Source organism: Flavobacterium collinsii (assembly GCF_946903285.1).
Classification (GTDB): domain Bacteria; phylum Bacteroidota; class Bacteroidia; order Flavobacteriales; family Flavobacteriaceae; genus Flavobacterium; species Flavobacterium collinsii.
Genome location: NZ_OX336425.1, coordinates 2,089,283 through 2,115,614, shown reverse-complemented (window position 1 = coordinate 2,115,614; position 26,332 = coordinate 2,089,283). Strand labels below are relative to the sequence as shown.

The 26,332-nt window shown below is 35.4% G+C and carries 13 protein-coding genes; 4 read left to right on the top strand and 9 right to left on the bottom strand.

The window, feature by feature from the left end; all coding sequences use genetic code 11:
• The first annotated feature begins 172 nt into the window (after window positions 1–172).
• Together OGZ34_RS09240 and OGZ34_RS09235 are read left to right on the top strand one after the other, a co-directional pair.
• A complete protein-coding gene (locus tag OGZ34_RS09240; RefSeq protein WP_263362835.1) occupies window positions 173–5,074 on the top strand; it encodes a leucine-rich repeat domain-containing protein in 4,902 nt (1,633 codons plus the stop codon).
• 808 nt (window positions 5,075–5,882) lie between these two features.
• The gene (locus tag OGZ34_RS09235) at window positions 5,883–6,980 is read left to right on the top strand and encodes a Ppx/GppA phosphatase family protein (RefSeq protein ID WP_173966048.1); all 1,098 of its coding nucleotides are present in this window, start codon (window positions 5,883–5,885) and stop codon (window positions 6,978–6,980) included.
• A gap of 100 nt (window positions 6,981–7,080) precedes the next feature.
• On the opposite strand, the gene OGZ34_RS09230 is transcribed toward OGZ34_RS09235, so the two are convergent.
• Together OGZ34_RS09230 and OGZ34_RS09225 are read right to left on the bottom strand one after the other, a co-directional pair.
• Window positions 7,081–9,030, bottom strand: coding sequence for an outer membrane beta-barrel family protein (locus tag OGZ34_RS09230; RefSeq protein WP_263362834.1), 1,950 nt, complete (start codon window positions 9,028–9,030; stop codon window positions 7,081–7,083).
• 463 nt (window positions 9,031–9,493) lie between these two features.
• Window positions 9,494–11,206 carry a hypothetical protein gene (locus tag OGZ34_RS09225; RefSeq protein WP_263362833.1) on the bottom strand — a complete coding sequence of 571 codons (1,713 nt, stop codon included), beginning with the start codon at window positions 11,204–11,206 and terminating at the stop codon, window positions 9,494–9,496.
• Between the two features lie 250 nt (window positions 11,207–11,456).
• On the opposite strand from OGZ34_RS09225, the gene OGZ34_RS09220 reads away from it, so the two are divergent.
• Together OGZ34_RS09220 and OGZ34_RS09215 are read left to right on the top strand one after the other, a co-directional pair.
• A complete protein-coding gene (locus OGZ34_RS09220; RefSeq protein ID WP_263362832.1) occupies window positions 11,457–12,173 on the top strand; it encodes a S24 family peptidase in 717 nt (238 codons plus the stop codon).
• Window positions 12,174–12,296: 123 nt separating this feature from the next.
• On the top strand, window positions 12,297–12,845 hold the full coding sequence (locus OGZ34_RS09215; RefSeq protein WP_173966052.1) for a DUF4494 domain-containing protein: 549 nt from the start codon (window positions 12,297–12,299) through the stop codon (window positions 12,843–12,845).
• 859 nt (window positions 12,846–13,704) lie between these two features.
• On the opposite strand, the gene OGZ34_RS09210 is transcribed toward OGZ34_RS09215, so the two are convergent.
• From OGZ34_RS09210 to OGZ34_RS09180, 7 genes are all read right to left on the bottom strand, one after another.
• On the bottom strand, window positions 13,705–14,709 hold the full coding sequence (locus OGZ34_RS09210) for an isoaspartyl peptidase/L-asparaginase family protein (protein ID WP_263362831.1): 1,005 nt from the start codon (window positions 14,707–14,709) through the stop codon (window positions 13,705–13,707).
• Window positions 14,710–14,825: 116 nt separating this feature from the next.
• Window positions 14,826–15,728, bottom strand: a complete 903-nt coding sequence (locus OGZ34_RS09205) for an ROK family protein (protein ID WP_263362830.1) — start codon at window positions 15,726–15,728, stop codon at window positions 14,826–14,828.
• Window positions 15,729–15,901: 173 nt separating this feature from the next.
• On the bottom strand, window positions 15,902–17,362 hold the full coding sequence (locus OGZ34_RS09200) for a glycoside hydrolase family 125 protein (RefSeq protein WP_263362829.1): 1,461 nt from the start codon (window positions 17,360–17,362) through the stop codon (window positions 15,902–15,904).
• Between the two features lie 4 nt (window positions 17,363–17,366).
• Window positions 17,367–19,652, bottom strand: a complete 2,286-nt coding sequence (locus OGZ34_RS09195) for a GH92 family glycosyl hydrolase (protein WP_263362828.1) — start codon at window positions 19,650–19,652, stop codon at window positions 17,367–17,369.
• Between the two features lie 220 nt (window positions 19,653–19,872).
• Window positions 19,873–22,149: a GH92 family glycosyl hydrolase gene (locus tag OGZ34_RS09190; RefSeq protein ID WP_263362827.1), complete on the bottom strand. Its 2,277-nt coding sequence runs from the start codon at window positions 22,147–22,149 to the stop codon at window positions 19,873–19,875.
• Between the two features lie 230 nt (window positions 22,150–22,379).
• Window positions 22,380–24,368 (bottom strand): beta-mannosidase, encoded by a 1,989-nt coding sequence (locus tag OGZ34_RS09185; RefSeq protein WP_263362826.1) that lies wholly within the window; start codon window positions 24,366–24,368, stop codon window positions 22,380–22,382.
• A gap of 439 nt (window positions 24,369–24,807) precedes the next feature.
• Complete coding sequence (locus OGZ34_RS09180) at window positions 24,808–26,325, bottom strand: SusD/RagB family nutrient-binding outer membrane lipoprotein (RefSeq protein ID WP_263362825.1); 1,518 nt, start codon at window positions 26,323–26,325, stop codon at window positions 24,808–24,810.
• Window positions 26,326–26,332 lie beyond the last annotated feature (7 nt).

The window sequence follows — 26,332 nt, the reverse complement described above, 5'->3', positions numbered from 1 at the left end:
ATTAAACCTCGCTCCCCGGGACGTTCTCCTGAATGCATCACAATTTTGCCCAATAAAATCGATTAGCGTTAACAGCGAATATATAAAATATCTTACTAAAGCCTATAGGCATTTTGTTGTAATTTATAAGAGAATACAATATCTTGCAACACATAAAACTAACCATAATTAAATGAGAAACAACAAACTCTTTACAACATTCTTTGCGATGTTATTTTTTTTATGTCTTACAGCCAATGCACAGTACACGGCTATTCCTGATGCTAAATTTGAGCAAGCCTTGATTAATCAAGGTATCGATTCTGGTGCTATAGACGGAAAAGTACTTACTTCCAAAATTGCCAATATAACGGCTTTGTATCTTACCAGTGATAATATTTCAAATTTAACCGGGATACAAAATTTTACAGCTTTAAAAACTTTGAGTTGCGGAGGCAATAAATTGACCACTTTGGATGTCAGCAAAAATACCGCTTTGATTAATTTGGATTGTGGCTCAAATCAATTAACGGTTTTGGATGTAACACAAAATACAGCTTTGACTAATTTGAAGTGTTCTTATAACCAATTGACCGCTTTAGATGTCACTAAAAATACTGCTTTGACCGATTTAGATTGCACTAAAAATCTGTTAACCAGTTTAGATCTCACCAAAAATCGGGCTTTGACTATTCTGTTTGCCGCTAAAAATGCATTTACCTCTTTGGATGTAACCCAAAATCTGGCTTTGACGGATTTCGATTGCGGTAACAATCAATTGTCGACCTTGGATCTAACCAAAAACAAAGCTTTAAACAGATTGTATTGCATTGTAAATAAGTTTGATCAGGCCCCGGATTTATCTCAAAATACTGCTTTAACCAATTTACAATGTGGCGGAAATTCATTTACCTCTTTGGATGTGAGCAAAAATACAGCTTTAGAAATACTCTATTGTGAATTAAATCAATTGACCTCTTTGGATGTCAGCAAAAATACCGCATTAACTACATTAAATTGTTACTTAAATCAATTGACTTCTTTGGATGTAAGTAAAAATACAGCCTTGAATTTTTTACAATGCAGAGAGAATAAATTAACCGTTTTAGATGTAAGTAAAAATACTTCACTGTCTTATTTGAATTGCTTTTCTAATTTATTGACCACTCTGGACGTAAGTCAAAATACTGCTTTATCATCCTTTTATTGTTATTCCAATAAGTTAGTATCCTTAAATGTTAAAAACGGATACAACAGCAATATAATGAGTTTTGATGCTACCGATAATCCTACCCTCTCCTGTATCCAGGCTGATAACCTAACTCCTCCAAATTCATCCTGGCTCAAAGATGCTGCTGCAAATTATAGTACTTTTTGTGCCGCAACCGGATATACATCAATTCCCGATCCTAATTTTGAACAAGCCTTAATTGATCTTGGTTATGATTCTGCCCCTTTAGATAAGCAAGTACTTACTTCCAATATTGCCGGCGTAACCAATTTAGAGATATCCGATAAAAATATCGCAGATTTAACAGGGATACAGGATTTTGCAGCATTAAAAATTTTGAATTGCAGTTCCAACAAGCTAATCGCTTTGAATCTTAGCAAAAACACAACTTTAACAGCTGTGACTTGCAACAACAATCAACTGGCGACTTTAAATATTAAAAACGGAAACAACACCAATATATCATTTTTTGATGCCAGAAGCAATTCTAATCTTAAGTGCATCCAGTCCGACGGTATAAATCCTCCAAACTCTGGCTGGACCAAAGACAACATTGCAAACTATAGTACAACTGCCTGTTACACGGCAATCCCAGATGTAAAATTTGAGAGAGAACTTATTGCTATGGGATACGATTCCGGCAGCACAGACGGAAAGGTGCTTACTGATAATATTATTCGTGTAACCAATTTGAATGTCTCCAATAAGGGCATTGCAAACTTAACAGGGATACAGGACTTTATAGCTTTGAAAACTTTAGATTGCTCCTCAAATTTATTATCCGCCTTGAATGTAACCCAAAATTCGGCTCTGACTAGTTTAAATTGCCGAGGAAATGTATTGACAGCTTTGGATGTAACCAAAAATACTGCGTTGACTACTTTGATTTGCAATACTAATGAATTGGCTGCTCTGGATGTGAGTAAAAATCTCTCTTTGACTCAATTGGTATGTTGGTTAAATAAACTGACTGCTTTGGATGTAAGCCAAAATATAGCTCTGACAGAATTGATTTGCGGATCAAATCCGTTGTCTACTTTGGATGTAACCCAAAATACAGCTTTAACTACATTACAGTCCTATGCAAATAAATTAACCACCTTGGATGTAAGTAAAAATACAGCTTTGACTACCCTGTATTGCAGCAGCAATAAATTGACCACTTTAGATATTAGCAAAAATACTGCTCTAAGTGTCCTCTATTGTTTTGACAATCAACTGAACACTTTAAATCTAAATAATAATACCGCCTTGACCGTATTACAATGTTATTCAAATCAGTTTACCACTTTAGACCTAAGCAAAAATACCGCTTTAACTACTTTGTGGTGTAATAGCAATCAAATGACCACTTTGGATGTAACCAAAAATATTGCTTTGACTGATTTGACTTGTTATTCAAACCAATTAACCACTTTGGATTTAAGCAAAAACACTGCCCTGAATAAGTTGAAAAGCTATTCAAACCAATTGACTACTTTGAATATTAAAAACGGAAATAATAGTAAAATAACCGATTTTGATGTTACACAAAATCCCAAACTTACCTGTATTCAGGCTGATAATACCACGGCTCCAAATTCTGGATGGAGAAAAGATACTAAAGCAAACTATAGCATTACAGCTTGTTTTGTACAAACTTACACCAACATTCCGGATCCCAATTTTGAGCTGGCTTTGATTAGTTTAGGCTACGACTCGGGTAGCATTGACGGAAAAATACCGACTGCTAATATTGCCAACCTAACCAGCCTGAATGTCTCTAATAAGAATATCTCAAATTTAACAGGGATACAGGATTTTGTGGCTTTGCAGACTTTATATTGCAATTACAATCAATTGACAAGTTTAGATGTTACCAAAAACACTGCTTTGACTTTATTAAATTGTACCAGAAATCAACTGACTACTTTAGATATTACTAAAAATACTGCTTTGACAGGCTTGTATTTCAGTTATAATCAATTGACCACTTTGAATCTAACACTGAATACCGCTTTAGTTGAGTTGGAGAGCATTGGTAATCAATTGACTTCTTTAAATGTAACCAAAAATACAGGGTTGACTAAGTTAGATTGTACCGCTAATAAACTGGCAGCTTTGGATGTTACGCAAAATACAGCATTGACCGATTTACGTTGTCTTTCAAATCAATTACTTGCTTTGGATGTAAGCAAAAATACTGCTTTAACTTATTTAGATTGCAGTTCAAACAAATTGACCGCTCTGGATGTTACTCAAAATAATACCCTGACTAAGCTATATTGCTATTCTAATCAACTGGCCACTTTAACTTTAACAAAGAGTACAACTTTGATCGATTTGAATTGCAATAATAATAAATTGAGTGTTTTAGAGGTAACCCCAAATACAGGTTTGACTTCATTAAATTGCTCCTATAATCAATTGAATTCCTTAAATGTAACCAACAACACAGCTCTAAAAGCACTGTTTTGCGGCAGTAATAAATTGACAGATTTAGAGGTAACTAAAAATGCAGCTTTAGAATCTTTGGATTGTTTTCAAAATCAGCTAAGCACATTGGATGTAACTAAAAACCCTCTTTTGCTTAGTTTTCATTGTGCCAACAATCAATTGATCGCTTTGGATGTAAGTAAGAACACACATTTAACCCAATTGTATTGCTTTTCTAATAAATTACTGGATTTGAATGTTAAAAATGGAAATAACAGCACGATAACCACTTTTAATTCTACCTCGAATCCGGAACTGACCTGCATTCAAGCCGATAATGTCACAGCTCCAAATACGGGTTGGGTAAAAGATGTTACGGCAAATTATAGTACGATCGCTTGTACTGTACTCCGATACACCGCTATTCCCGATACTAACTTTGAACAAGCGTTGATTAATCAGGGAATAGACTCTGGCAAGATAGACGGGAAAATACTGACTTCTAAGATTGAAAATCTAACCCGCTTGAACGTTTCATACGGAAAAATTAGGAATTTAAAAGGAATACAGGATTTTAAGGCATTACGTACGTTAGATTGTTCTGATAACGCACTGACCGATTTGGATGTAACACAAAATATCGTTTTGGACACTTTGTATAGTCATCGAAATCAATTGACTGTTTTGGATCTGACAAAAAACAAGACATTGGCTAAGTTAAACTGTTACGGAAATCAATTGACCGCTTTGGATGTCAGTAAAAATATCGCTTTGACGTATTTAAACTGCTCTTATAATCAGCTAACCGTTTTGGATGTAAGCCAAAATACAGCTTTGACTTATTTGGATAGTTCGCATAATAAATTAGGAGGTACAAAAAACAGTACTAAAAATGCTGTCTTAGCCAATGCTTTCACTTTAGACATAACCAAAAATATTGCTTTGACCTATTTAGATTGTTCATTCAATCAATTGACCTCTTTGGATGCAACTAAAAATAAGGACTTAACTTATCTGGATTGCTCTAACAATCAATTGACGGCTTTGAATATTGAAAATAAAAACAATAGTAATTTAAGGACTTTTGATGCCACAAAAAATCCTAATCTTACGGCTATTCAAGCCGATAAAAATACTGCTCCTACTGGCAGTAACTGGACAATAGATAATACAGCATATTATGCAGGTACTTTGTCTGATCCTGCTTTTGAGAAAAGCAGAAGCTCGGGACTGGTTTACCCAAATCCAACTTCTGAAATGATAAACATTGAGATGCCTCACGAAATGACAGAAGTTATTGTATTGAATCTTGCTGGCCAACAACTCATTAGACAGTCGGTTCACTCTGCACAAACCAAGGTTGATCTGTCACCATTGGCTCAAGGTACTTATTTTATAAAAATCGTTTCCCCTGATCAGTCCTCTGTCATGAAAGTGACTAAAAAATAATCTTATAAAGTTATAGTTGCTATATATTAAAGACTGCCAAATCCCTGGCAGTCTTTTTTTTTAGAAAAACTGAACCAATATACTTGAAGTCATTGGGATCTAGAGTAAAAGTTAAGATGAAGTAAAATCAACATTTCTTGTAAATACCACATCAAATATTCCTTACAATTTCAACCAATAGGAGCACAATACCCCTTACTTTTCCTGCCACGGGCTATGCTGAAAACAGGATAATTTTAAGAGATTCCATAAATATCATAGCTATACTTCTACCAGATCACTTCCTGTTATTCCTCTTTTTCAATACTTTAGAAATACTGAACTGTATGCTACTAACTTTGCAGGACTGCCTTAACAATTAAATAATATGTTTTCTTAATAACCGGGTTTGTATTCGTAATTGTTTTTATAAATTTGCACCCTGAATATTTAGCAGTTTTTTATTCGTATTAATAGGCGATTGCTCTTTAATCTAGTCATTTACATGTTAATAATTATGAAACCCTTTTTTGCTTTTTAAAGCTATCGCGACCAAAATCTGAATTACTTTTAAAAAATCCACTTCTGCAGTTTTAAATTATTTACATTAAAAAAACATTATTTCTTACTTAACCTTTTAAATTTCAAACAACAACAACAACAACAACAACAACAACAACAACAACAACAACAACAACAACAACAACAACAACAACAACAACAACAACAACAACAACAACAACAACAACAACAACAACAACAACAACAACAACAACAACAACAACAACCTACAGTTTTTATCAAAAAAATTACATTACAATTAAATCCAATGCTTAAAAAAAACACCCCCAAAGTTCTAGTTTTTATACTTTTCAGTTTATTTTTTTCCATAAGTTCATTTGCTCAAAAAAATCTTTATGCCGGAATTGAGATCGGACGCCGAACAATAAAGGTTACTGTTCTTGAAGTAAACAATATCAAAAAAGCAGACTATAAAATTGCCTACTATTCGAATGATGAAGGCCTTAGTTTTGCCAAACATATTACTGCAAATGGCGAACTTACTCAGGAAGATATCAGCAAAGCCGGTCTTATCGTTTTTACTCAATTGACGAAAATCAGATCTCAATTTAAAATTCCCGAAGAAAATATCTTTTTAGTAGCTTCTTCTGTTTTTGGATCTGCCCGCAACCTTGATGTTTTAAAAAACAAAATCAGTACCCTAACCAACAAACAACTTGATGTTATTAATGTTGACGAAGAAGCTAAAATACTAGTTAAAGGTTCTATTCCACCAGTTGATTATGCTAACGCTTTGCTTCTTGATATTGGTGCTGCCAGTACTAAAGGTGGATATATTGACGAACTTCAGGATGGTAAATTAGAGTTTATGCCTTTAGAACTTGACTTTGGTACTATGTCGCTTACCGATGCTGTAAAAAAAACGGTTGCAAACCAAAGCCAGGCGGGTGATATGTCAGTATATCAGGAAAAATCTTTTGATTTTAACCCGGTAGTACGTAAGAAGATCAAAGAAATGCTCGATGCAAATCCTCTTTTACTAAAAAAAGAAAAGATCTATTTGTCTGGAGGAGCTGTTTGGGCTTTTACAACATTGTACTATAATGAAAACATCAAAGATCATTTCTTACCTATAACCCTTGAAGATATTATCGATTACGATGCGGTCCTGAAAAATAATTTCAACAAGTTTAACAATCTTTCTAAAACCAATAAAGAGGCAGCAAGAGTATTAAACATATACGACCAGAAATATCTTATTTCAGCAAATAACATACTATCAGCTTGCGTAGAAAGTATTCCTAATTTAGAGAAGAAAAAAATATACTTTGTAAAAGAAGGGCCAATAACCTGGCTTATCTCCTATGTGGCAGACCGTTCTAAAAAAGTAAATACAAATTTTTAAGACGCCCTCTTATAAAGACAAAGCTTCAGAGAAATCTGAAGCTTTTTTTGTTATAAATGTCTCGTCCTAAAATTCCAAAAGGATCGAATGGTACCCGAATTTACAACTTCATATCCGAACTAATATTCCGAATGTATTTGCGATTTTCTTTAAATGTTTTTCCGAAATTATAGGATGCATTTATTAAGATTATATTAGATGTATTGGTATTATTTAACACATATTCATTGCCACTATCTCTAAATCGCAACATTCTGTTTGCATCAGTATTCAATATGTTCCTATATTCCAGGCTAATATTCAGTCTGTCTTTGAGTAAATTACGAGATACACTTAACGAAAGATCGGGTTTCACCGAACGATATAAATTAAAATCGTAAAACCTGTCGATATAATAGGAGTTAATCGAATACATAGTGCTTTTATCTATATTGCCGCTAACAGATAAATCCAGATAATTCACAACTCCTTTATGAGTTTCATTTGCCTTTTTCATTTTTAACTTTGTATAACTATAATTTAAGTTGAATCTGGATTCTTTATAAAATTTAAACGAAACAGAAGTACCCACTGATCGGCTATTATAAGAATCCAGATTTACATTTTCAGAAACCATTTTGTACGCATCTAGTAAATTGACAACAGAAATATTATTGGATGATTTTAAATAACCGAAGTTTAAGGTTAAATCGACTTTCTTTATGTTCTTCACCAAATCAAGAGAAAAAGAATTGTCGATTTCAGGTTTTATATAAGAAGGATTTACAATTGAATTGTTATTAAAATCCTGATAAGTGAAATTAGAAATTGATCTGATACTTGGTCTGAAGACATATCTTTTATAATTGAATTCTACATCTAATATGGAGCCAATTTTCGAGAAATAAGTGAAATTTGGCAGATAAAAATTATGGTAAAAAACAACATCATTATTGACTTTATCCTCAGAAAACTGAAATCTGTTTCCAAATGCTAACGAATTATTAGAATTTAGATCGTAACTAAAACTGACAAAAGGAGTAACAATTTTCTGCCTGACCTCACTTCTATCTGTTATATTATCAAAAATATAATTGCGATACGTTAGTACTAATGCCGATTGAACATATAATTTATTAATTGATTTTGAGACAGAGGAACTCAACGTCCATTCGGTAAATTTTTGATTCGATTTATTAAACCTGTTTTCAATTTTATTATTACTGTTTACATAGTCTAAATTGAGTTTATACTCTAAATCATTTACTGTTCGCTTCTCGTACCTCACATTGGTATTATAATCGCGGACAAGAAAAAAATAAGCTGCTTCTGATAAATCGGAAAAAAAACTGATCCTGTTTTCATCTACTACTGAATATTTATTCCGTAATGAAATACTACTTGACTTATCGATTTCATAAATGTTAAGCATTGAGAAATTAGACTGATACAAAACTCTGTGGTTCGCATAATTTAAAGTGCTCTCATTATAAGTTTCCTCCGAGCTGTTATCCGAAACATTCTTGAGCCCTGAAATATTCAGAACTGTCGAAAATTTATTCTTTTTGTAAAATAAACTCGATCCTAAAAAATTAAACTCCTGCAAAAAACCAAGCGTTCCGTCAACAGAACCTTTTATGTTATCTACATTACCATTATTGTCCATTACTTTTATAACGAGTTCAGTCTCACCAGTTGACAAATTAAAATAATTCTCAACAATCTGAAAAGAAACGATATTCTCAGACAATAGTTTGAAAAATTCTTCCTGAGTTATGACTTTATCATTATAAATGTAATTCTTGATTCTTTTCCCTTTAAAGTAAACGGTTTTATTGTTATCTAAAGTAATGTTCTCAACTCTCCGCAAAGTCTTACCCATACTTTCATTTTTTAAAATTTCTTTGGGTAAGTGAAGTTTATAAACTCCTGCTTTTCTCTTATTTTTAGTGATTTTGATCTCTTTGAGAACTTCTACTTTTGAAGAATCACTCCACTCATTTTTAACCACTTCCTGAGAAAAAACAAAAAATGAATTAATGATTAATGTTAGTGTAATTATTTTTTTCATTCTGAGATTAACTATACTATCAAATCGACAGTCTTTAAATACTATTAAACAATAACATCGTATCGACAATATCTCTTTAAAATACCGCTACAATACAGCCTGTTAATTACAGTAAATCACCCTTCCAAGTAATGCGTCCAAAAAACGCGCAATGATCCATAAGTCAAATTCTACCCTAAAAAGGTAAAATTTGGCGCAAATAAAACAAATAAAAAGACCGCAATTCAATTATTTTCATAAAAGAAGTACCACAGAAACAACATCAGATAAGATAGTATAAGGCCCGGATAATCTAAGTCAGATTCTAAGGAGCATATAATTCTAAAAGGGCAAACCTCTGTACCTTAATTAGGTAAAAAAGTGGAAGATATTCACAAAAAGCCAGCTGTAGAAAATAAAAAAATTGCACCAAGTCAAAAGCCTTTGTGCAATTTTTAATAGAACTCTTTACAGAGTCCGGGAATTAACTAAAAAACCGTGTCTTTTTATAATCTAATTTTCCGGCTGCTTTCTCCGCCAAATCATTTGCATGCTTCAAAAACAAGATGCACTTATACTCAATAAGTTTGTCATATTCCTGATTAGCATCGCGTCTTGCCTTGACTAGAGACACCACAACTGCTTCAGAAAGGTATTGAAAAATCATTTTTTCTTTTTCACTGTTGCAATCAAAAGGAAGTTCGACGTCCTCAATATATCTTAATAAAGAGAATAAACTACGCATCGGTAATTTATCTGAGAGATATCCCAAATACAAATAGATGAGCCCTGAGCAAATTTGCTCTATGACTTTCTTGAAAAGTACTCTTTTAATGATAGTAGCATCATAACTAAGAGAATCCTGCGCATCTTCAAAAAATTGTCGTGCCACTGAAACTTTGTGTTTCTCATATCTTTCTTTATCATCAGAATCCCATTTCGCAATACACTTTTTGGGATAAGGAAGATATCCTGGGTTATTGTAAGTCAGAAGTCCGTTTGTTAGGATATGATCAAAAAAATACTTTTTATCTATTTTCCTGGTACGAATCATTTTTGGACAATGATTCAAAATTGTTACTTTATAATCGGCTCCAAATTTTTCATGAATCAAATTTTTCATTAAAAGTAAATCATCTTCCGATTCCTCCAGATTCACTACCAATAAATAAAAATGATAACGGGGAAGTTTATCTGAATAATTCTTAGACCCATAGTCCTGGTTATGACGTATTGTATAACCAAAACAATATATACATCTTATAACAAAATCCACTGCCATAACAGCTCCAATATTCTCCAAAGCCTCTTCGATAAAGTAATTCGATGGAATCTTTTCGTTGAAAATATGTCTTCCAATACATTTTTGATAGCTCAATTTCTGCATCTTCTCACTGCACAACGCTTTATAATCCAGAAATAGCTTATTAATCTCCTTTTGTAACAGTTCTACTTTTGTTTTTGCTCTGGCAAGCAACTCGGGATTAATATCATCTATGCTCCTATTCTCTACCACGCAGAAATAGGCATTATTGAGCATTTCAAGTATCTCTTTATCCATCTCAACACCTTTATTGAGTATTTTCTTTAGAGAAGGTGCAAAATCGATTATATAATCATAATGAACAAACAAGCAGGTAGAAGTAATAAAAACAGGCGTGAAAAATTCTGAAGCACAAATGTAGATGTATCTCAAGGTTTGATACAAGGCAAAGGCAGTCGCAACACTATTATTGTTTCTGGTGTAAACCGAAACATTTCTAAGAGACACCACAGCCGCTTCCATATCAAGAGAAAATCTTTTCTTAGCTCTCCTTATCAGCTTTTTCGACGTGTTTTTTTGAGGGTAAAAAACTTCAGCCCCAGGTTTGAAGTATACTAACTCTTTAAGAGTACAATGCCGAATAAAGTAAGGCTTACCTTTTCTAAATCCAAGCCTGGCATTATCAGAACTAATAAACTTAAAAATAAAATCGGGATATATCATTATGATCTTATCCAATATTGTATCATCCAAAGCCTCTCCATCCTGATCACGCTCTTCTTTCAAAATAAAAGTGAGCACTATTACTTTATTACTTCGATTACAAGATAGGTAAACGGCTTCTGTTTCAACATACGGAAGCAAATTTGTAATAGCTCTTTCTAATCGTTCCCGATCTGGATTGTTTTGGTCTATTCTGGGCGTATAATTCATGTTTTCTTCTTTTTATGTTAAACCTCATCTCTCTTTTCCTGACTATCACTTCATAACTTAAAGAACCTTCGACAATACCAAGCTCTATTTTCTTTCTGAAATTTTAACGATCTTACTCTTTATTAATGTATTTTATGTTTTTTTTCGTACGTTTGCTGAAATCGCGTTTTTGTGTCTTTTTACTTACAAATATATAGATTATATTCTATAAAAATTCATAAAAAGATCAAATAATCTAAAAATAATTACAATGATTATAAATAGAATCTTACAAATAATTGATTATAAAGGAATTAATAGAAGAAAATTTTATATTGAAACAGGACTTTCCAATGGTTTTTTAGATAAGGTTAAAGATGTTGGTGCCTCAAAAATAGAGCAGATACTCCGAATCTATCCTGAAATTAGCCCGGAATGGCTCCTCACGGGAAAAGGTCATATGCTTGAAAATACTGCTTTTTTTGAATATGAATGGGGTATAAAAATGAGTCAGATTGAAGAACCTACTTCTGTTTACGAAGTTACCACCGTAAAAACAGTTAAAAAACAATTTATACCTGTATACGATGTTGAGACTGCTGCAGGCACCGTTTCTTTGTTTAAAGAAAACGCCGAAAAACCTGTAGATTACGTTTCGGTTCCCAATTTACCTAAATGCGATGGTGCTGTCTACGTTAGTGGAGATAGTATGTATCCGATTTTAAAGAGTGGAGATCTTATTATCTATAAAAAGATGAGCAACAAGGTGGAACATATTATCTGGGGAGAATTATATCTGACCGCCATCATAACAGATGATCTTGAAGAATTTCTGCTTATCAGACGAATTCAAAAATCAGACAAAGGCGACGATAGGATCGAATTAGTAAGTGAAAACGCCCAGTATCAATCAAAGGAGGTGCTTCTTAAAAATATTGAAGGATTAGCTTTGGTAAAAGCAACGATTCGAATAAATTCAACCTTTTAAATGTTAATTCCTAAAAATCAAAAGCTTACCAAAAAAGTCTTGAAATTGTGAATATCTATTTCGTAAATTCCGAGTTTTTTTTCCTGTAAAATCTATCTTTGGCATCCTTAAAAAATAACAAAGATGAGCGCAACTTGGTACGAATGCAAAGTAAAATATAGAAAGACTGACGAAACCGGAGGACAAAAGGTTTTAACAGAACCTTATTTGGTAGATGCTCTGTCTTATACAGAAGCTGAGAGAAGAATTAATGAAGAGATGTCGGCTTTTATTAGTGAGGAATTCAAAATCACCAATATAAAAGTGGCCAATTACGCCGAAATTCACCCTTTTGAAAATACAGACCGTTGGTTTAAATCTAAAGTATCTTTATTGGCTTATGATGAAGAAAGCGGTAAAGAAAGAAAATCAAACATGTACATGCTGGTTCAGGCAAATGATGTAAGAGAAGCTTATGACAACACGCTGCATGTAATGCAAAGTACGATGGGAGAATATTCTATCCCGGCAGTCTCTGAATCTCCTATTATGGATGTTTTTCCTTATTTCAGCGGTGAAGAAGGTGAATCAGAACGATTAGAAAGATTCAATGCCCTAAAAGCATCTAAACCTGCACAAGCAGCAGCAGAAACCATCGATCACATGGAATTTGAAACTGCAATGGAGGAATAGGTTCTAAATTAATATGGGTTACTCCAAGAGGGCTGCAAATAATGTACGCGGATAAGACGGATTCGCTAAAGCGAAAACGCGGATTTACACCGATTTCTTTCTTATTCAAGTCATCATTAAACGCACGTTAAGATTATAAAAATAAAAAGCTTCGGACTTCTCCGAAGCTTTTTTTGTACATAGCTTGTGTCTATTTTCTAATAAAAATGGATCAATACAAAATGTTGTGATGCTGATAGAAATTATTCCTTTTATTAATGATTTCAGCTCTTCATTTAAGAGATCATTTTATTACAGCTGATTTTATAATGAACGCTACCTTCCGGTATAAAGATTTAAAATGTTTAAAAAGGGCTGAAAGCCCAAAAGCATAAAAATAGTGCAACGCACTATAAATTAATATAATGAATCATATTGCCCTGAAAGGGCATAAGCAGCTATAAACAAAGTATAAGATCTTAATTAAAAGTTACTTACTTTCGGAAATATCATAAAATAAGATAGGTGCTTTTTGGGTTATGCTTTCGCCCTTACAGGGCTTAAACAATCATCATCATTATTGATGGTGCTTCACACCATACTATTGCAAAGGCTCTTTCTGAGCAACAGATCTCAAACACTTATCACTTATGGGGTAAGCTGTAAATTATTTTTTACAATTAAGTAATTACAGGAAAATGTAAAACCTTTAAAGATTGCAAAAGGCTGCCACTTTCATTCCTAAAGTCCTTTACGATAAAGAGAATACTTTTTTTTCACTCCAGAACTTTTGAACCTGATTCATAAAAATCACAAAGAAGTACTATTTTAATACGCTGCGATCTCACGAAATTAATTACTAAAAAGAATCAACTTCTTCCTACTTCAGAAAAAAATCGGCATCGATTAAACGATTTCCGGTATCGTCATAAACGGCATAGTTAAAACCTCCCTGAATACAATATGAACCATACTCTCCCGCTTTGTTCAGGGCTATAAAACCTACCTGAATGTCTTTTAAATCTTTGTTTCTGTTCTTCGTTAATTTTACAATTCGGGCCACGGCTTCTTCGCAGGCTTTTTGAGGAGATTTACCTTGTCGCATCAATTCAACGACCAGATGACAACCCGAAATTCTGATGACTTCTTCACCATGTCCGGTGGCTGTTGCAGCTCCAATTTCGTTGTCGACATATAAACCAGCTCCAATAATTGGAGAATCTCCAACACGTCCGTGCATTTTAAATGCCATTCCGCTTGTCGTGCAGGCTCCCGAAAGGTTTCCGTTGGCATCCAAAGCGATCATTCCAATGGTATCGTGATTTTCAATATTCGCGATGGGTTTGTATTTACTGTCTTTTAACCACTCTTTCCATTCTTTCTCAGATTCCTCTGTCAGCAGGTTTTCTTTTTTGAAACCTTGTGCTACTGCAAATTGCAAGGCTCCATCGCCTACCAGCATCACATGAGGTGTTTTTTCCATTACTGCTCTCGCAACCGATATGGGATGTTTAATATATTCTAAAGCAGCAACTGATCCTATGTTGGCATTTTCATCCATAATACAGGCATCTAACGTTACGCGACCATCTCTGTCCGGACGTCCGCCGTACCCCACACTTCTTTCTTTAGGATCGGCCTCCGGAATTTTAACTCCGGCTTCGACAGCATCTAAAGCGGTTCCTTTGTTTTTTAAAACTTCCCAGGCTGCTTCATTGGCCTGAATTCCAAATCTCCAGGTAGAAAGTACAATTGGCTTTTTTCCTTTTTTAGAAACTATGTTTTTTTCTTCTTCTTCAGTATTTGAATTGAAAGATTGCAAGGCTACAGCAACTGAAGCTATAGCCGCCGTTTTTATAAAATTTCTGCGATTTGAATTTGTCATATCTAATGTTTTATGAACCACTGATCATTTTTTTTGTCACAGATTAGAGGATTCAAAAGCATGCTCTAATCTGTGTTGTAAATCTTTTTGATCTGTGGCATCTAATATAATCAAAACTATGCTGTATAAAGCAAACTTGTTGCGCCTAATAAAGCTGCTATTTCATTATCTGTAGAAACAGAAACGCTAACTTCACTTCCTGCTTCTTTTAATTTTTTATTGAAAACCGGTAAGAAATATTCGCTTGCATTTGCTATTTTCCCTCCAATAATAAAACCATCTGCCGAGAATTTCTCTAACCACGGAATAACAATCGCTGCTAAATCTTCTCCCATTTTTTCAAACACTTCTATCGCTACTTTATCTTCGGCTTTAGCCAAATTAAAAAGCTCCAATCCGTTGTTTATTTTTTTTCCGCTTAAAGCGAAATAACCCGCTATAAGCCCACGTGCGGAAACATAATCTTCAGCGATTCCATCTTGATAAGGCAGATCGTATATTTCGCCTTCTTTTGGTACTAAATCGCCTGTGCTAATCGATTCGCCTTTGTCTATAAAACAAGCTCCAAGTCCAGTACCCAAAGTGATTGCCATTACTTTTTTAGAAAGGTTTTCAGCATCTTTAAATACTTCTCCTTTACCAAAACAAACAGCATCGTTTTCAAAAAGTATCGGAAAATCATTTGAAAGATTCAATTTATCCTGAAACAAATCACGAACATTTAAACCGTAAAAATGTTCGTATTTAGATTGTCCTTTTATCCAGCAAACACCATTCGTATAATCAAAAGGCCCCGGCATGCAAACTGCCAATCCCGTGGTATTTTCTACTTTAGAATTTTCTATTGCAGTACGAATTGCTTTTTCCCAAATGGTCATTACTTCTGCTACAGGCAAATTCGAATCAAAAGATTCTTTGTGCAGTGAAAAATCGATCACTTTCATGTCTACTATATCAATAATCGCTGCGGTGATATGTGTACCTCCAATGTCTAATCCAACGGCATATTCTTTATTCATTCTTTTGTATTTTGGATTTGAACCAATATGCGGATTAGAAAAATTTAGTTTTATTTTTTTCACCATTAAGAAATTAAGCTATTAAGTCTAACTGCTTCATTTTTCTTAATTTCTTAATGGTGAATATTTTTATCTCTAGTTTTACTAATTCCTTAAATGGTAAATATTTTAGTTTAAATGTTTTTATCTTTTAAAATTTGAGGATAATGAATGCTGGTATGTACAATCATTTCTCCAAATAAGGTGTTGGCCCATGCAAACCATTTTCGGGTAAATTTGGTTACATCATCTTTATGAAAAGATTCGTGCATGAAACCGGTATCGGCATTTGTTTTGATCAGGTTGCTAATACATTGTTTTATTTCCTGCTCGTCTACGCTGGTAATGGCTCTCAAAACGATACTCATTGGCCAAATGGTGTCTGTCCCGGTATGTGGACCGCCAATACCTTCTCCTGCTTTTCCTTTGTAGAAAAACGGATTATTTTCTGAAAGTACCACTTTTCGGGTATTCAGATACAGTTGATTGTCCGGTGCGATAGCCCCTAAATAAGGTAACGACAATAAAGACGGAACATTTGCATCGTCCATCATGTGAAAACTGCCGTAACCGTTTACTTCAAAAGCAATGATTTTTCCGAATTTCGGATGTTCGATGATTCCGTTTTCTTCCAGTCCTTTTTGAACCTGCCCACGCAATTCTTTGGCTTTAGCGACTAAATTGTCATCTTTTAAAGCCGGCAAAGAGAAAATTTCAATCAGATACCCCAATACTTCAATTGCAAACATGTTACTCGGAATCAAATAACCAAACAGCGTACTGTCGTCACTTGGTCTGAAAGTCGAAACAATTAATCCACATGGTTTTACCGGATAACCGTAACCGCTTAAAGGTACACCATCTGTAGCCCAGGCAGTAACGCGCTGGAAATTGTAAGGTCCTTTATCATGCATTCTTTGCTGCTCTTTGAAAGTCTGCAATACCAAAAGCATAGCTTCTTTCCACTTGCTGTCGAACAAACTAATATCTCCCGTTTCTTTCCAGTAGCCGTGTGCCAATCGTATTGGGTAACACAAACTGTCAATCTCCCATTTGCGTTCGTGAATACCGGGCTGCATCTTGGTCATATCATTTTTCCACTCACTTACTTGCGCAAAATCTTTGTAGAAAGCATTCGCATAAGGATCAAGTAAAATACATTTGGTCTGACGATTGATGACTCCTTTTATCAGTTCAGCAAGTTTTTTATCTTCTTTTATAAACGGAATATACGGCCAAATTTGTGCTGTACTGTCACGCAACCACATCGCATCAATATCTCCTGTAATGACATAAGTGTCCGGTTTTCCGTCAATGATTTCAAAATCTACAGTGGTATCTAAGGTGTTTGGAAAACAGTTTTCAAACAACCAGGCGAGTTCCGGATTGGCAATTTGTTTTTTGATTCTTACAATGGCAGCTTCAATCGCTTTACTGGTAAATTTTCGTTCTGCCAGCGGGGGTCTTTTGGTAATAAAATCTTTTAGTGCAAAATTGAAAGCATCTGAATTCATCCCAAAAACATCCGTCTGAAGGGCCAATAATCCAGCTGAAAAAATCCCTGTATTTTTTATAAATTTTCTACGTGACTGCATAGTATTATTTTGAAGTTGAATAAGAATATGGATAGGCACTTGCCGAAGTTCCTCTTTGTAAATTAGGTTTACTGCTCATATAAAAATTGAATTCACCTCCTTTTAATACTTCAAAATGGTTGATGAAGTTTTTGGTATGAGTGGTGTTATTCCATTTTAATTCCTGAACGTATTTGTTGTCTGCTGAATTGTTTGGCGCATTGATGACCAATTGTTTTCCGTTTTCGAGCTCCAACGTAATTTTCTTGAACAAAGGCGCTCCAAGCACATACTCATCGGTTCCCGGGCAAACCGGGTAGAATCCCATAGCCGAGAAAATATACCAAGCCGAAGTTTGTCCGTTATCCTCATCTCCGCAATAACCATCCGGAGTGGGTTTGTACAAACGGTTCATCACTTCTCTTGACCAATATTGTGTTTTCCAAGGCTCTCCGGCATAGTTGTACAAATAAATCATGTGCTGAATCGGCTGATTACCATGGGCATATTGTCCCATATTCATAATTTGCATTTCGCGAATTTCATGAATAACAGCTCCGTAATAACTGTCATCAAAAACCGGAGGTGTTGTAAAAACAGCGTCTAATTTGGCTGTGAAATTTTTCTGTCCTCCCATTAAATCAATCAAACCCTGTACATCATGAAATACACTCCAGCTGTAATGCAAAGCATTACCTTCTGTAAAAGCATCTCCCCATTTTAGCGGATTAAAATTTTTCGGAAAACTTCCATCTTTATTTCTACCACTCATCCATCCTATTTCAGGATTATAAAGATTCTTATAATTCATCATCCTTTTTTCGAACAAACTGATTTCTTTTTTAGGACGGTTTAGTGCTTTCGCTAATTTCCAAATCGCAAAATCATCGTAGGCATATTCTAAGGTTCTTGCTGCATTTTCATTAATTTTCACATCATAAGGAACGTATCCTAAAGTATTGTAATAGGATACTCCTTTTCGTCCTACTGCTTCTAAAGGCCCTTCGTTATTAGCGCCATGCAATAAGGCTTCATACAATTTATTGATGTCATAACCGCGCAGTCCTTTGATATAAGCATCTGAAACTACAGAGGCCGAATTGTTTCCCACCATCACGTCTCTGAATCCCGGGCTTGACCATTCCGGTAAAAAGCCTCCCTCTTTATAATCGTTGATTAATCCTTCCTGCATTTCCTTATTGATCGAAGGATAAACCAAATTTAACAAAGGATACAAGGCACGGAAAGTATCCCAAAAACCTGTTCCTGCATACATATAACCCGGCAATACTTTTCCATTATACGGACTATAATGCACAGTCTCTCCTTTTGCATTGATCTCATACTGTTTTTGTGGAAAACAAACGGTGCGGTACAGGCAGGAATAGAATGTTTTTAATTGTTCTTCACTTCCGCCTTCGGCATTTAATTTTCCTAAAACTTTATTCCATTCCTGTTTGGATTGTGCTACGGTTTCGGTAAACGATGCGTTACCCAATTCGTTCTTTAAATTCAATTCGGCCTGTTCGAAACTAATAAATGAAGAGGAAACTTTTACGTTTACGATTTCTCCTTTTTTAGTTTTAAACCCAACAACAGCACCTACATGATTGTCTTTTAATTCGAGTTTGTCTTTTTCCAAAACTTTATCATGCCAGGCAGCAGTAGTGGCAAAAGGCTTATCGAATTGCAGTACAAAATAGTTTTTGAAATTCTCCGGAACTCCACCACTATTACGAGTTGTATACCCAATGATTTTATTCTCAGACGGAATTATTTTGATGTAAGATCCTTTGTCAAAAGCATCGATTACGATAGAAGACTGCTCATTTTCCGGAAAGGTGATCTGGAAATGCGCCGCTCTTTCGGTAGTAGTAATTTCTGTAGTTACATCATAATCGGCCAGGTAAACGTTATAATAATAGGGCTTTGAAACCTCCGCTTTGTGGCTGAACCAGCTAGCTCTTTCGTCTTCGGTAAAAGCCAATTTACCAGTTACCGGCATAATCGAAAACTGTCCGTAATCGTTCATCCAAGGTGAAGGTTGATGCGTTTGTTTGAATCCTCTAATCTTCTCGGCAGTGTAAATATAAGCCCAACCGTCACCCATTTTTCCGGTTTGCGGTGTCCAGAAATTCATACCCCAGGGTCTGCAAATCGCCGGATAGGTGTTCCCGTTTGAAAGGCTATGTAAGGACTGCGTCCCCATTAACGGATTTACATACTCTACGGCATCTATCGCTTTGGTCTGTGCATTGACAAAACCGAAGCATTGCAATAGTCCTAAAAAAATTAAACTCTTTATTTTCATGTTTTTATTTTTTTGCTTTAGGCTTTAAGCTATAGGCTCTAAGCTAAAAACAGTAACTGATCTCTTCTAAAAATCTAAAATCTCTTTATTTTCAAATAATGTGTATTGTAAAATGTGAGGTGTGCATTGTGATCAATTTTTTCTCACGCTACATTTCTTAAATCTATACTCTTTATTCTTTGTTCTTTATTCTAAAATCTGCAATCTAAAATCTACAATTCTAAAGCGGTCTATCTTCTTTCTTCACTCCAAAAGTCATCGACGGTTTGCTTCCCATATACAATTTCAACTCTCCACCTTTTACGATCATATCGTGTGTGATGTATGACTTTGTGTAAGGTTTTCCGTTGTACTCTGCTTTTTGGATATAAATATTTGTTTTGCTATTATCGATTGCTTTCAGGGTAAACGAAATACTTTCTTTATGATGTATCGTTGCTGTATTCACTAACGGACTTCCCAATACATAAATTCCGTTGGCCGGATTAACCGAATAGAATCCCATGGAGGATAAAACGTACCAGGCCGACATTTGCCCCAAATCTTCGTTTCCGCATAACCCATCCGGTTTCGTCGAGTAGAATTTCTCATCGATTTCACGGATTAGTTTTGCCGTTTTCCAAGGCTGTCCTGCGTAAGCGTACAGGTAAGGAATATGATGATTGGGTTCGTTTCCTTGTGCATACTGACCAATTAAACCGCTAATATCCGGAGAGATTTCCTCGCCTTCTACTTTGTCTGTGATTAAGAAAAGAGAATCTAATTTGGCCAAAAATTTGTCTTCACTTCCAAACAAATCAATCAAACCATAAGGATCCTGTGGAACTAACCAGGTGTACTGCCAGGCATTTCCTTCTACATAATCATCTTTACGATGTGCTGATGAAAGCGGATTGAATGGTGTTCTCCAATTTCCATCCGTCAGCTTCCCTCTCATGAACGTAGTTTCTTTGTCGAAATAGAGTTTGTATAAATTGGCTCTTTTGGAGAAATAATTATAATCGTCGGTTTTGTTCAGATCTTTTGCCATTAAGGCTACGCAATAATCGTCGATAGCATATTCTAAAGCATTTCCAACAGATTCCACCATTTTATCGGCAGGAATATATTCCAGTTTTTGTACGTAATCCATTCCGTCGCGGGTTTGCATCGCTGTTTTTTTGATGGCTTCGTAGGCCAATGCAACATCATATCCTCTGTATCCTTTCATGTAAGCATCAACGATAACCGCTATGGAGTGATTTCCATTCATGGTATTGGTTTCGTTCCCCATTAAATGCCAAACCGGTAATCTTCCCTGCTGCTCATAAATGGCCAGGAACGACTTCACAATATCATTGATTTTGTCGGGCTGTGTAAGGGTGTACAACGGATGCAGTCCGCGATACGTATCCCAAAGTGAGAAGGTGGTATAGTTGGTAAAATTTGCTTTTTCGTACACTTTTTTATCAGTCCCTCTGTAATCACCGTTGACATCATTAAAGATGGAAGGTGCAAACATGGTGTGGTACATCGCAGTGTAAAATACCTTCATGGTTTTATCATCTGCTTTGATCTGAATTTTGTTCAGTTCTCTGTTCCATTTTGAAGTTGCTTCTTTGGCTACGGCCTCAAAATTCCAACCCGGAATCTCAGCTTTAATATTTGCCGAAGCATTCTCATAACTTACCGGAGATATTCCGACTTTTACTAATATCTGTTTGTTTTTTAATGTTTTAAAATCTAAAACCGCTTTCATTTTTAAGGCTTCTCCCTCGTTTCCGGCAATTGCAGTGGTGCTGTCATACAATGCTATATTAGATATTGGCTCGGAAAATTCCATTGTGAAAAAAATACGCTGATCGGCAGCCCAACCTGCAGAATAACGATAGCCTACAAGAGTGGTTTCATTAATTTTTTTGATAAACGTTTTAACCGGTTTGTCCCAGCCAATTCCGTCTGCAAGATCCAGTAAAATATGATTATCCGTAGTGGAATTAAAAGTATACTTATGAAAACCAACTCTTTCGCTGGCTGTCAGCTCTGCTTTAATTTTATATTTGTCCAGTAAAACGCTGTAATATCCGGCCTTGCTGACTTCATTTTTATGAGAGAAATAAGAACCATAACCTGTAGTCATGTCTTCTTTTGTTCCTTTGGTAAGCGGCACTTTTCCGGATACCGGCAATAAAAGGATATCATTGAGATCTCCAATTCCCGTTCCGCTCAAATGGGTATGTGTGAAACCCAAAATGGTGTTGCTGGCATAGTTGTATCCGCTGCACCAATCCCAGCCTTCAAAAACATTTACAGGCCCCAGTTGTACTGCTCCAAAAGGAACATTGGCTCCCACAAATACGTGTCCATGACCCGCAGAACCTATAAACGGATTTACATATTGAGTATAATCTAAATTGGTTTGTTTTACCTTCTTTTGCTGTGAAACAACCGGATTGGCAAAAAATAGATTTAAAGCTAAAATGCCGCTAAAAGCTATTTTGTTATATTTTGTAAACATATTATTTTTTTATTGACTTGTGTTGATTGGCCACGGATGACACTGATTAAACAAATTTACACCGCTGTTTTTCTAAAATTTAACCGCAAAGTCCGCAAAGATTTACGCAAAGTCCGCCAAGCAAACGCACTCCACCTCTGTTAAAAACCTTTGTCGCTTTGAACCTTTGCAACTTTGTAACTAAAAAATCTCAGAACCTCAGCATCTCAGAACCTTAGTACCTAGAAGACTTAGTACCTTTTAAGAACATCATATAGAGAATAAACTCTAATAATCGGCTTTGCTATCGCACCTTCAAACGTGATGGTTTTCTCTTCTCCTTCTTTCAAATCGAAATAGTTGTCGCTCCACTTTCCGGTATATCCTTTTATCGAAATGTTGACGTATTTGGCAAATTTCGAAGCTTTTAGAATCACCTTATTTCCTTTTACCTGCCAGGTGATTTTTGGGTCTTCCAATTTTAGATTGATCGGACGGGTTAAATCAATTTCCGGCGTTTTGTCATCACGGTAGGCTTCTTTCATGGCGTACCATGCTGCTTTAGGCTGTCGGTCGTAATAATCGGTAACGCTCCAGCTTGCTACCGGCCAACAATCGTTAAGCTGCCAAACCAATGTTCCCATATTGTAAGGTGCTTTTGAACGATGGATTCCGATAATGTTTTTAAGGGAATAATATTGTAAACACTGTGTGAGGTAAGTATAATCCTCAACATTCATTTTCTTTATTTTGGTAGAATCTATGAAATATCGGTTCAGATACGAATCTAATTTCATGAATCCTTTTCCGGCTTTTTGATGTGCCTGTAAGATATCGGAATATAAATATCGATCTTCAGCTTTTGTAAATCTTTCGATCGACGAATAATTTGGCATCGCCTGCATTCCGTATTCGCTCACAAAACGTCCTGTTTTATTTTGTACGGCTTCAACATCTTCCAATCCCCACCAGGTTCCCCAATAATGGCTGTCACCTTCGGTTAAACTTTTTGCTTTTGACCAATGGAATGATGGTGAAGAACTAATATATGGTCGTTTATCATCTACTTCTTTTACCCATTTTGGGATGCTGTCCTGAAACAAACGAACGTAATCTTTCCATAAACGAATAGAGTCTTGTTTGGGCATTTTCATGCTTTTTTGCCATCCCCAATCTTTAAAGGCTTCGTCGATTTCGTTATTTCCACACCACAAAACAATACTCTTGTGATGGCGTAAACGTTTTACCTGATACTGAACTTCTTTTTTTACATTGGCAAAAAAAGCATCATCTCCCGGCACCATTGTTCCGGCAAACATAAAATCCTGCCAAACGTAGATACCATTTTTATCACATAAATCGTAGAAATAATCGTCTTCATAAATACCACCTCCCCATACGCGAAGCATATTCATATTGGCATCTTTGGCCATACCGATTACTTTTTCATATTCTTTTTTGGTCACTCTGGAAAGAAATGCATCTGACGGAATGTAATTAGCTCCTTTCATATAAACCGGTTTTCCATCTATTTTAAAATAAAAGGTTTTACCTAGCTTATCCGGTTCCTGAACCAATTCGATTTTACGATCTAACACATACGGTTTCTCTGGAGTTTTTTTATCATAAGCTTCTAAACGAGGGGTTTTCCAGATTCCACAAGTGGTGAATTTTGGTCCCCAATCCCATCCAAAATGATATTGCGCTTTACGCACATACGCACGCGGATTGTCCGGAATTACAAACGGTAAATCTTTCTTAGCCAGAGAATCGACTACATTTTGTGCCGATTTGAAGACAATAACCAAATCGTTGTTTCCTGATTTTAATATCTTTTTTACATCAACACGCCATTGCAGGAACATATTATCCGCTTTTAAAACCAGCTTATTGTTCAGATAAACGGTGGCGTAAGTATCCAATCCGTCAAAAACGAGGTCGGTATTTTTCTTTTTTAAAGTTTCCGCGCTTACTTTGAAAGTGGTTTTATATTCCCAGTCTTTCTTTTCAATCCAGGTCAGTTTTTTTTCATTATCCCGGTAAAATGGATCCGGTATGGTTTTATTGTTCAGTAAATCGGTATGTATTTCTCCTGGAACTGTTGCAGGGTACCATTGGGTAGTTTTAGTCTCCCGATACTGCCAGCCGGTTTTCAAATCTTTGTTTTGGGCATTTGCCGCCAATGAAAAATTGGCGAGACAAACGCCGACAAACCAATAAAATCTTTTTGTATACTCCATTTTCGCTGAATAATAAATTATTGTATTTTTTTAATGCTGTCGCCGGCAGTTGGAGAAGGATAATTATTTTTTAATTATTTCCTTCTCGCTTAAGGGTTTAATACGGAATAAAAGTAACTAACAAAATACTCTGAAATCATTTCCTTTTTTTACGGCTGCCAAGCTTTAATTCATTTTAGATCGTTGATTTTAAACTCTCGATTTCTGATTTTCGATTTCCTAAAAGTCTGTCCTAATTGTGATGTTCTTTGGATGATAATTCCATCTTTTTCAGCAGAAGCTAATTTCTTTTGCGAAAAAAAGGGATTAAGATTTATGGAACTTTTTCGGATACAACTCCTCTAATTTAGTGAAAATCAAACAGAAAATTAAAAAATAAGCCGGGAGGTACAGGTATCCTTACCCGGCTTAACTCAACTAACTCACCTAACGCATAAAACTATTGCTTGTCCCACCAGATTCTGGTTGTCATTAAATCCAACCCCTGGCGAGCAATTGCTTCTTTATAATTAGCGGAATTGGTAATCAATTCTGACTGATCGTAGATTAATCTTCTTGGTATAGTTCCTTTTGTTTCTCCTGTTGGATCATTTACCGGAACTAAAACCGGATATCCTGTTCTTCTGTATTCTGAAAATGCTTCAAAACCATTGAATAGTAATACAATCCATTTTTGAGTGATAATCTGTTCGATTTTCTGAGCTTCGGTTCCTGTTGCCTTAAATGGATTTGCAGTAATATAAGCGGTATATTCTGCAGGCGTAACTGCCGGTACTTTGTCTCCAAAAATAGTAAGCACTTCCATAGCTGCTTTTACACCGTCTTCATAAAACTTTTGTGCATTTCCTCCAACACTCCATCCTTTTACTGCTGCTTCTGCCAATATAAACTGAACCTCAGCATAAGACATAATTAAAGTAGGAGCATCTAAGCGTAATACTGTAGAAGTGTTCGGATCTGAGAACTTCTTTTTGTCTCCTCCCGGAAATTCTTTAGCATCGTTTGCAAGACCTTGCTGGCTTGCCGGATTGTTGTTTCCTGAAGCTTCCAGTTTAGCATAGATTCTTAAACGCGGATCGTTATTGTTTTTCAACGCATCGATATACGTTTTACTGAATTTAATATTCGCCTCTCCTTTGTTCAGATCATTTTGAACCCATGAAGAGGTAATTGGATTGGTTTTAACCCCAACCGGACCTGAATCATGTTTTAAAACAAGACTATCATCATTTGAAGTAAAAACTCCTTTCGATACTGCTTTCTCTACGTATTGTTTTGCTTTGGCAGGATTTACTTTTGATAAACGCATCGCTACTCTCAACATTAAAGAGTTGGCCAGTTTTTTCCATTTGGCTACATTACTTTGGTAGTACAAATCGGCATTCCCTACGAATGGTTTATTAGCGTCTAAAGCATCACCTGCCTCGTCTAATTCTTTTAAAAGATCATTGTAGATAGCTTCCTGCGTGTCATATTTCGGAGCAAAAACGTTTCCATTGTATCCTTTACCTGCATCAAAATAAGGAACTTCACCGTAAGTATCTGTCAATTTTTGAAACATAAACACTTTCATGATTCTACAAGCCTGAATCATATTTGAGTTTTCCGGTGCGTCTTTTGCAACCGACATCAATTGAAAAATCTGATTCAATCCTTTACCGTACGACTCTCCAAAAAGTGCCGCAGAGTATTCCGGAGAATAACTATATTTTGAACCTGGTCCTCCTAATGAAGAAAATTGCTGAACGATTTGTGCCGCATACAGGTTATTTCCTCTGGTATTTGAAAAATCCTGTCCGTCAACGTAAATCTCGGCAAGTGTAAACATTGATTTTACAGCCGGATCAAGCAAAGCATTTGGATTCTTGTTTAACTCTTCGAATCCTTTATCGCATGAAGCCAATGTCATTGCCCCCACAATTGCGATACAAAATATTTTTATATATTTATTTTTCATCTTTCGG

What these genes read in the sequence shown, in the direction of transcription:
- OGZ34_RS09195 (WP_263362828.1), bottom strand. Translation starts at nt 19,652, where the DNA reads ATGAAAATAAAGAGTTTAATTTTTTTAGGACTATTGCAATGCTTCGGT.
- OGZ34_RS09220 (WP_263362832.1), top strand. Translation starts at nt 11,457, where the DNA reads ATGATTATAAATAGAATCTTACAAATAATTGATTATAAAGGAATTAAT.
- OGZ34_RS09235 (WP_173966048.1), top strand. Translation starts at nt 5,883, where the DNA reads ATGCTTAAAAAAAACACCCCCAAAGTTCTAGTTTTTATACTTTTCAGT.
- OGZ34_RS09200 (WP_263362829.1), bottom strand. Translation starts at nt 17,362, where the DNA reads ATGCAGTCACGTAGAAAATTTATAAAAAATACAGGGATTTTTTCAGCT.
- OGZ34_RS09185 (WP_263362826.1), bottom strand. Translation starts at nt 24,368, where the DNA reads ATGGAGTATACAAAAAGATTTTATTGGTTTGTCGGCGTTTGTCTCGCC.
- OGZ34_RS09180 (WP_263362825.1), bottom strand. Translation starts at nt 26,325, where the DNA reads ATGAAAAATAAATATATAAAAATATTTTGTATCGCAATTGTGGGGGCA.
- OGZ34_RS09190 (WP_263362827.1), bottom strand. Translation starts at nt 22,149, where the DNA reads ATGTTTACAAAATATAACAAAATAGCTTTTAGCGGCATTTTAGCTTTA.
- OGZ34_RS09205 (WP_263362830.1), bottom strand. Translation starts at nt 15,728, where the DNA reads ATGAATAAAGAATATGCCGTTGGATTAGACATTGGAGGTACACATATC.
- OGZ34_RS09215 (WP_173966052.1), top strand. Translation starts at nt 12,297, where the DNA reads ATGAGCGCAACTTGGTACGAATGCAAAGTAAAATATAGAAAGACTGAC.
- OGZ34_RS09210 (WP_263362831.1), bottom strand. Translation starts at nt 14,709, where the DNA reads ATGACAAATTCAAATCGCAGAAATTTTATAAAAACGGCGGCTATAGCT.
- OGZ34_RS09240 (WP_263362835.1), top strand. Translation starts at nt 173, where the DNA reads ATGAGAAACAACAAACTCTTTACAACATTCTTTGCGATGTTATTTTTT.
- OGZ34_RS09225 (WP_263362833.1), bottom strand. Translation starts at nt 11,206, where the DNA reads ATGAATTATACGCCCAGAATAGACCAAAACAATCCAGATCGGGAACGA.
- OGZ34_RS09230 (WP_263362834.1), bottom strand. Translation starts at nt 9,030, where the DNA reads ATGAAAAAAATAATTACACTAACATTAATCATTAATTCATTTTTTGTT.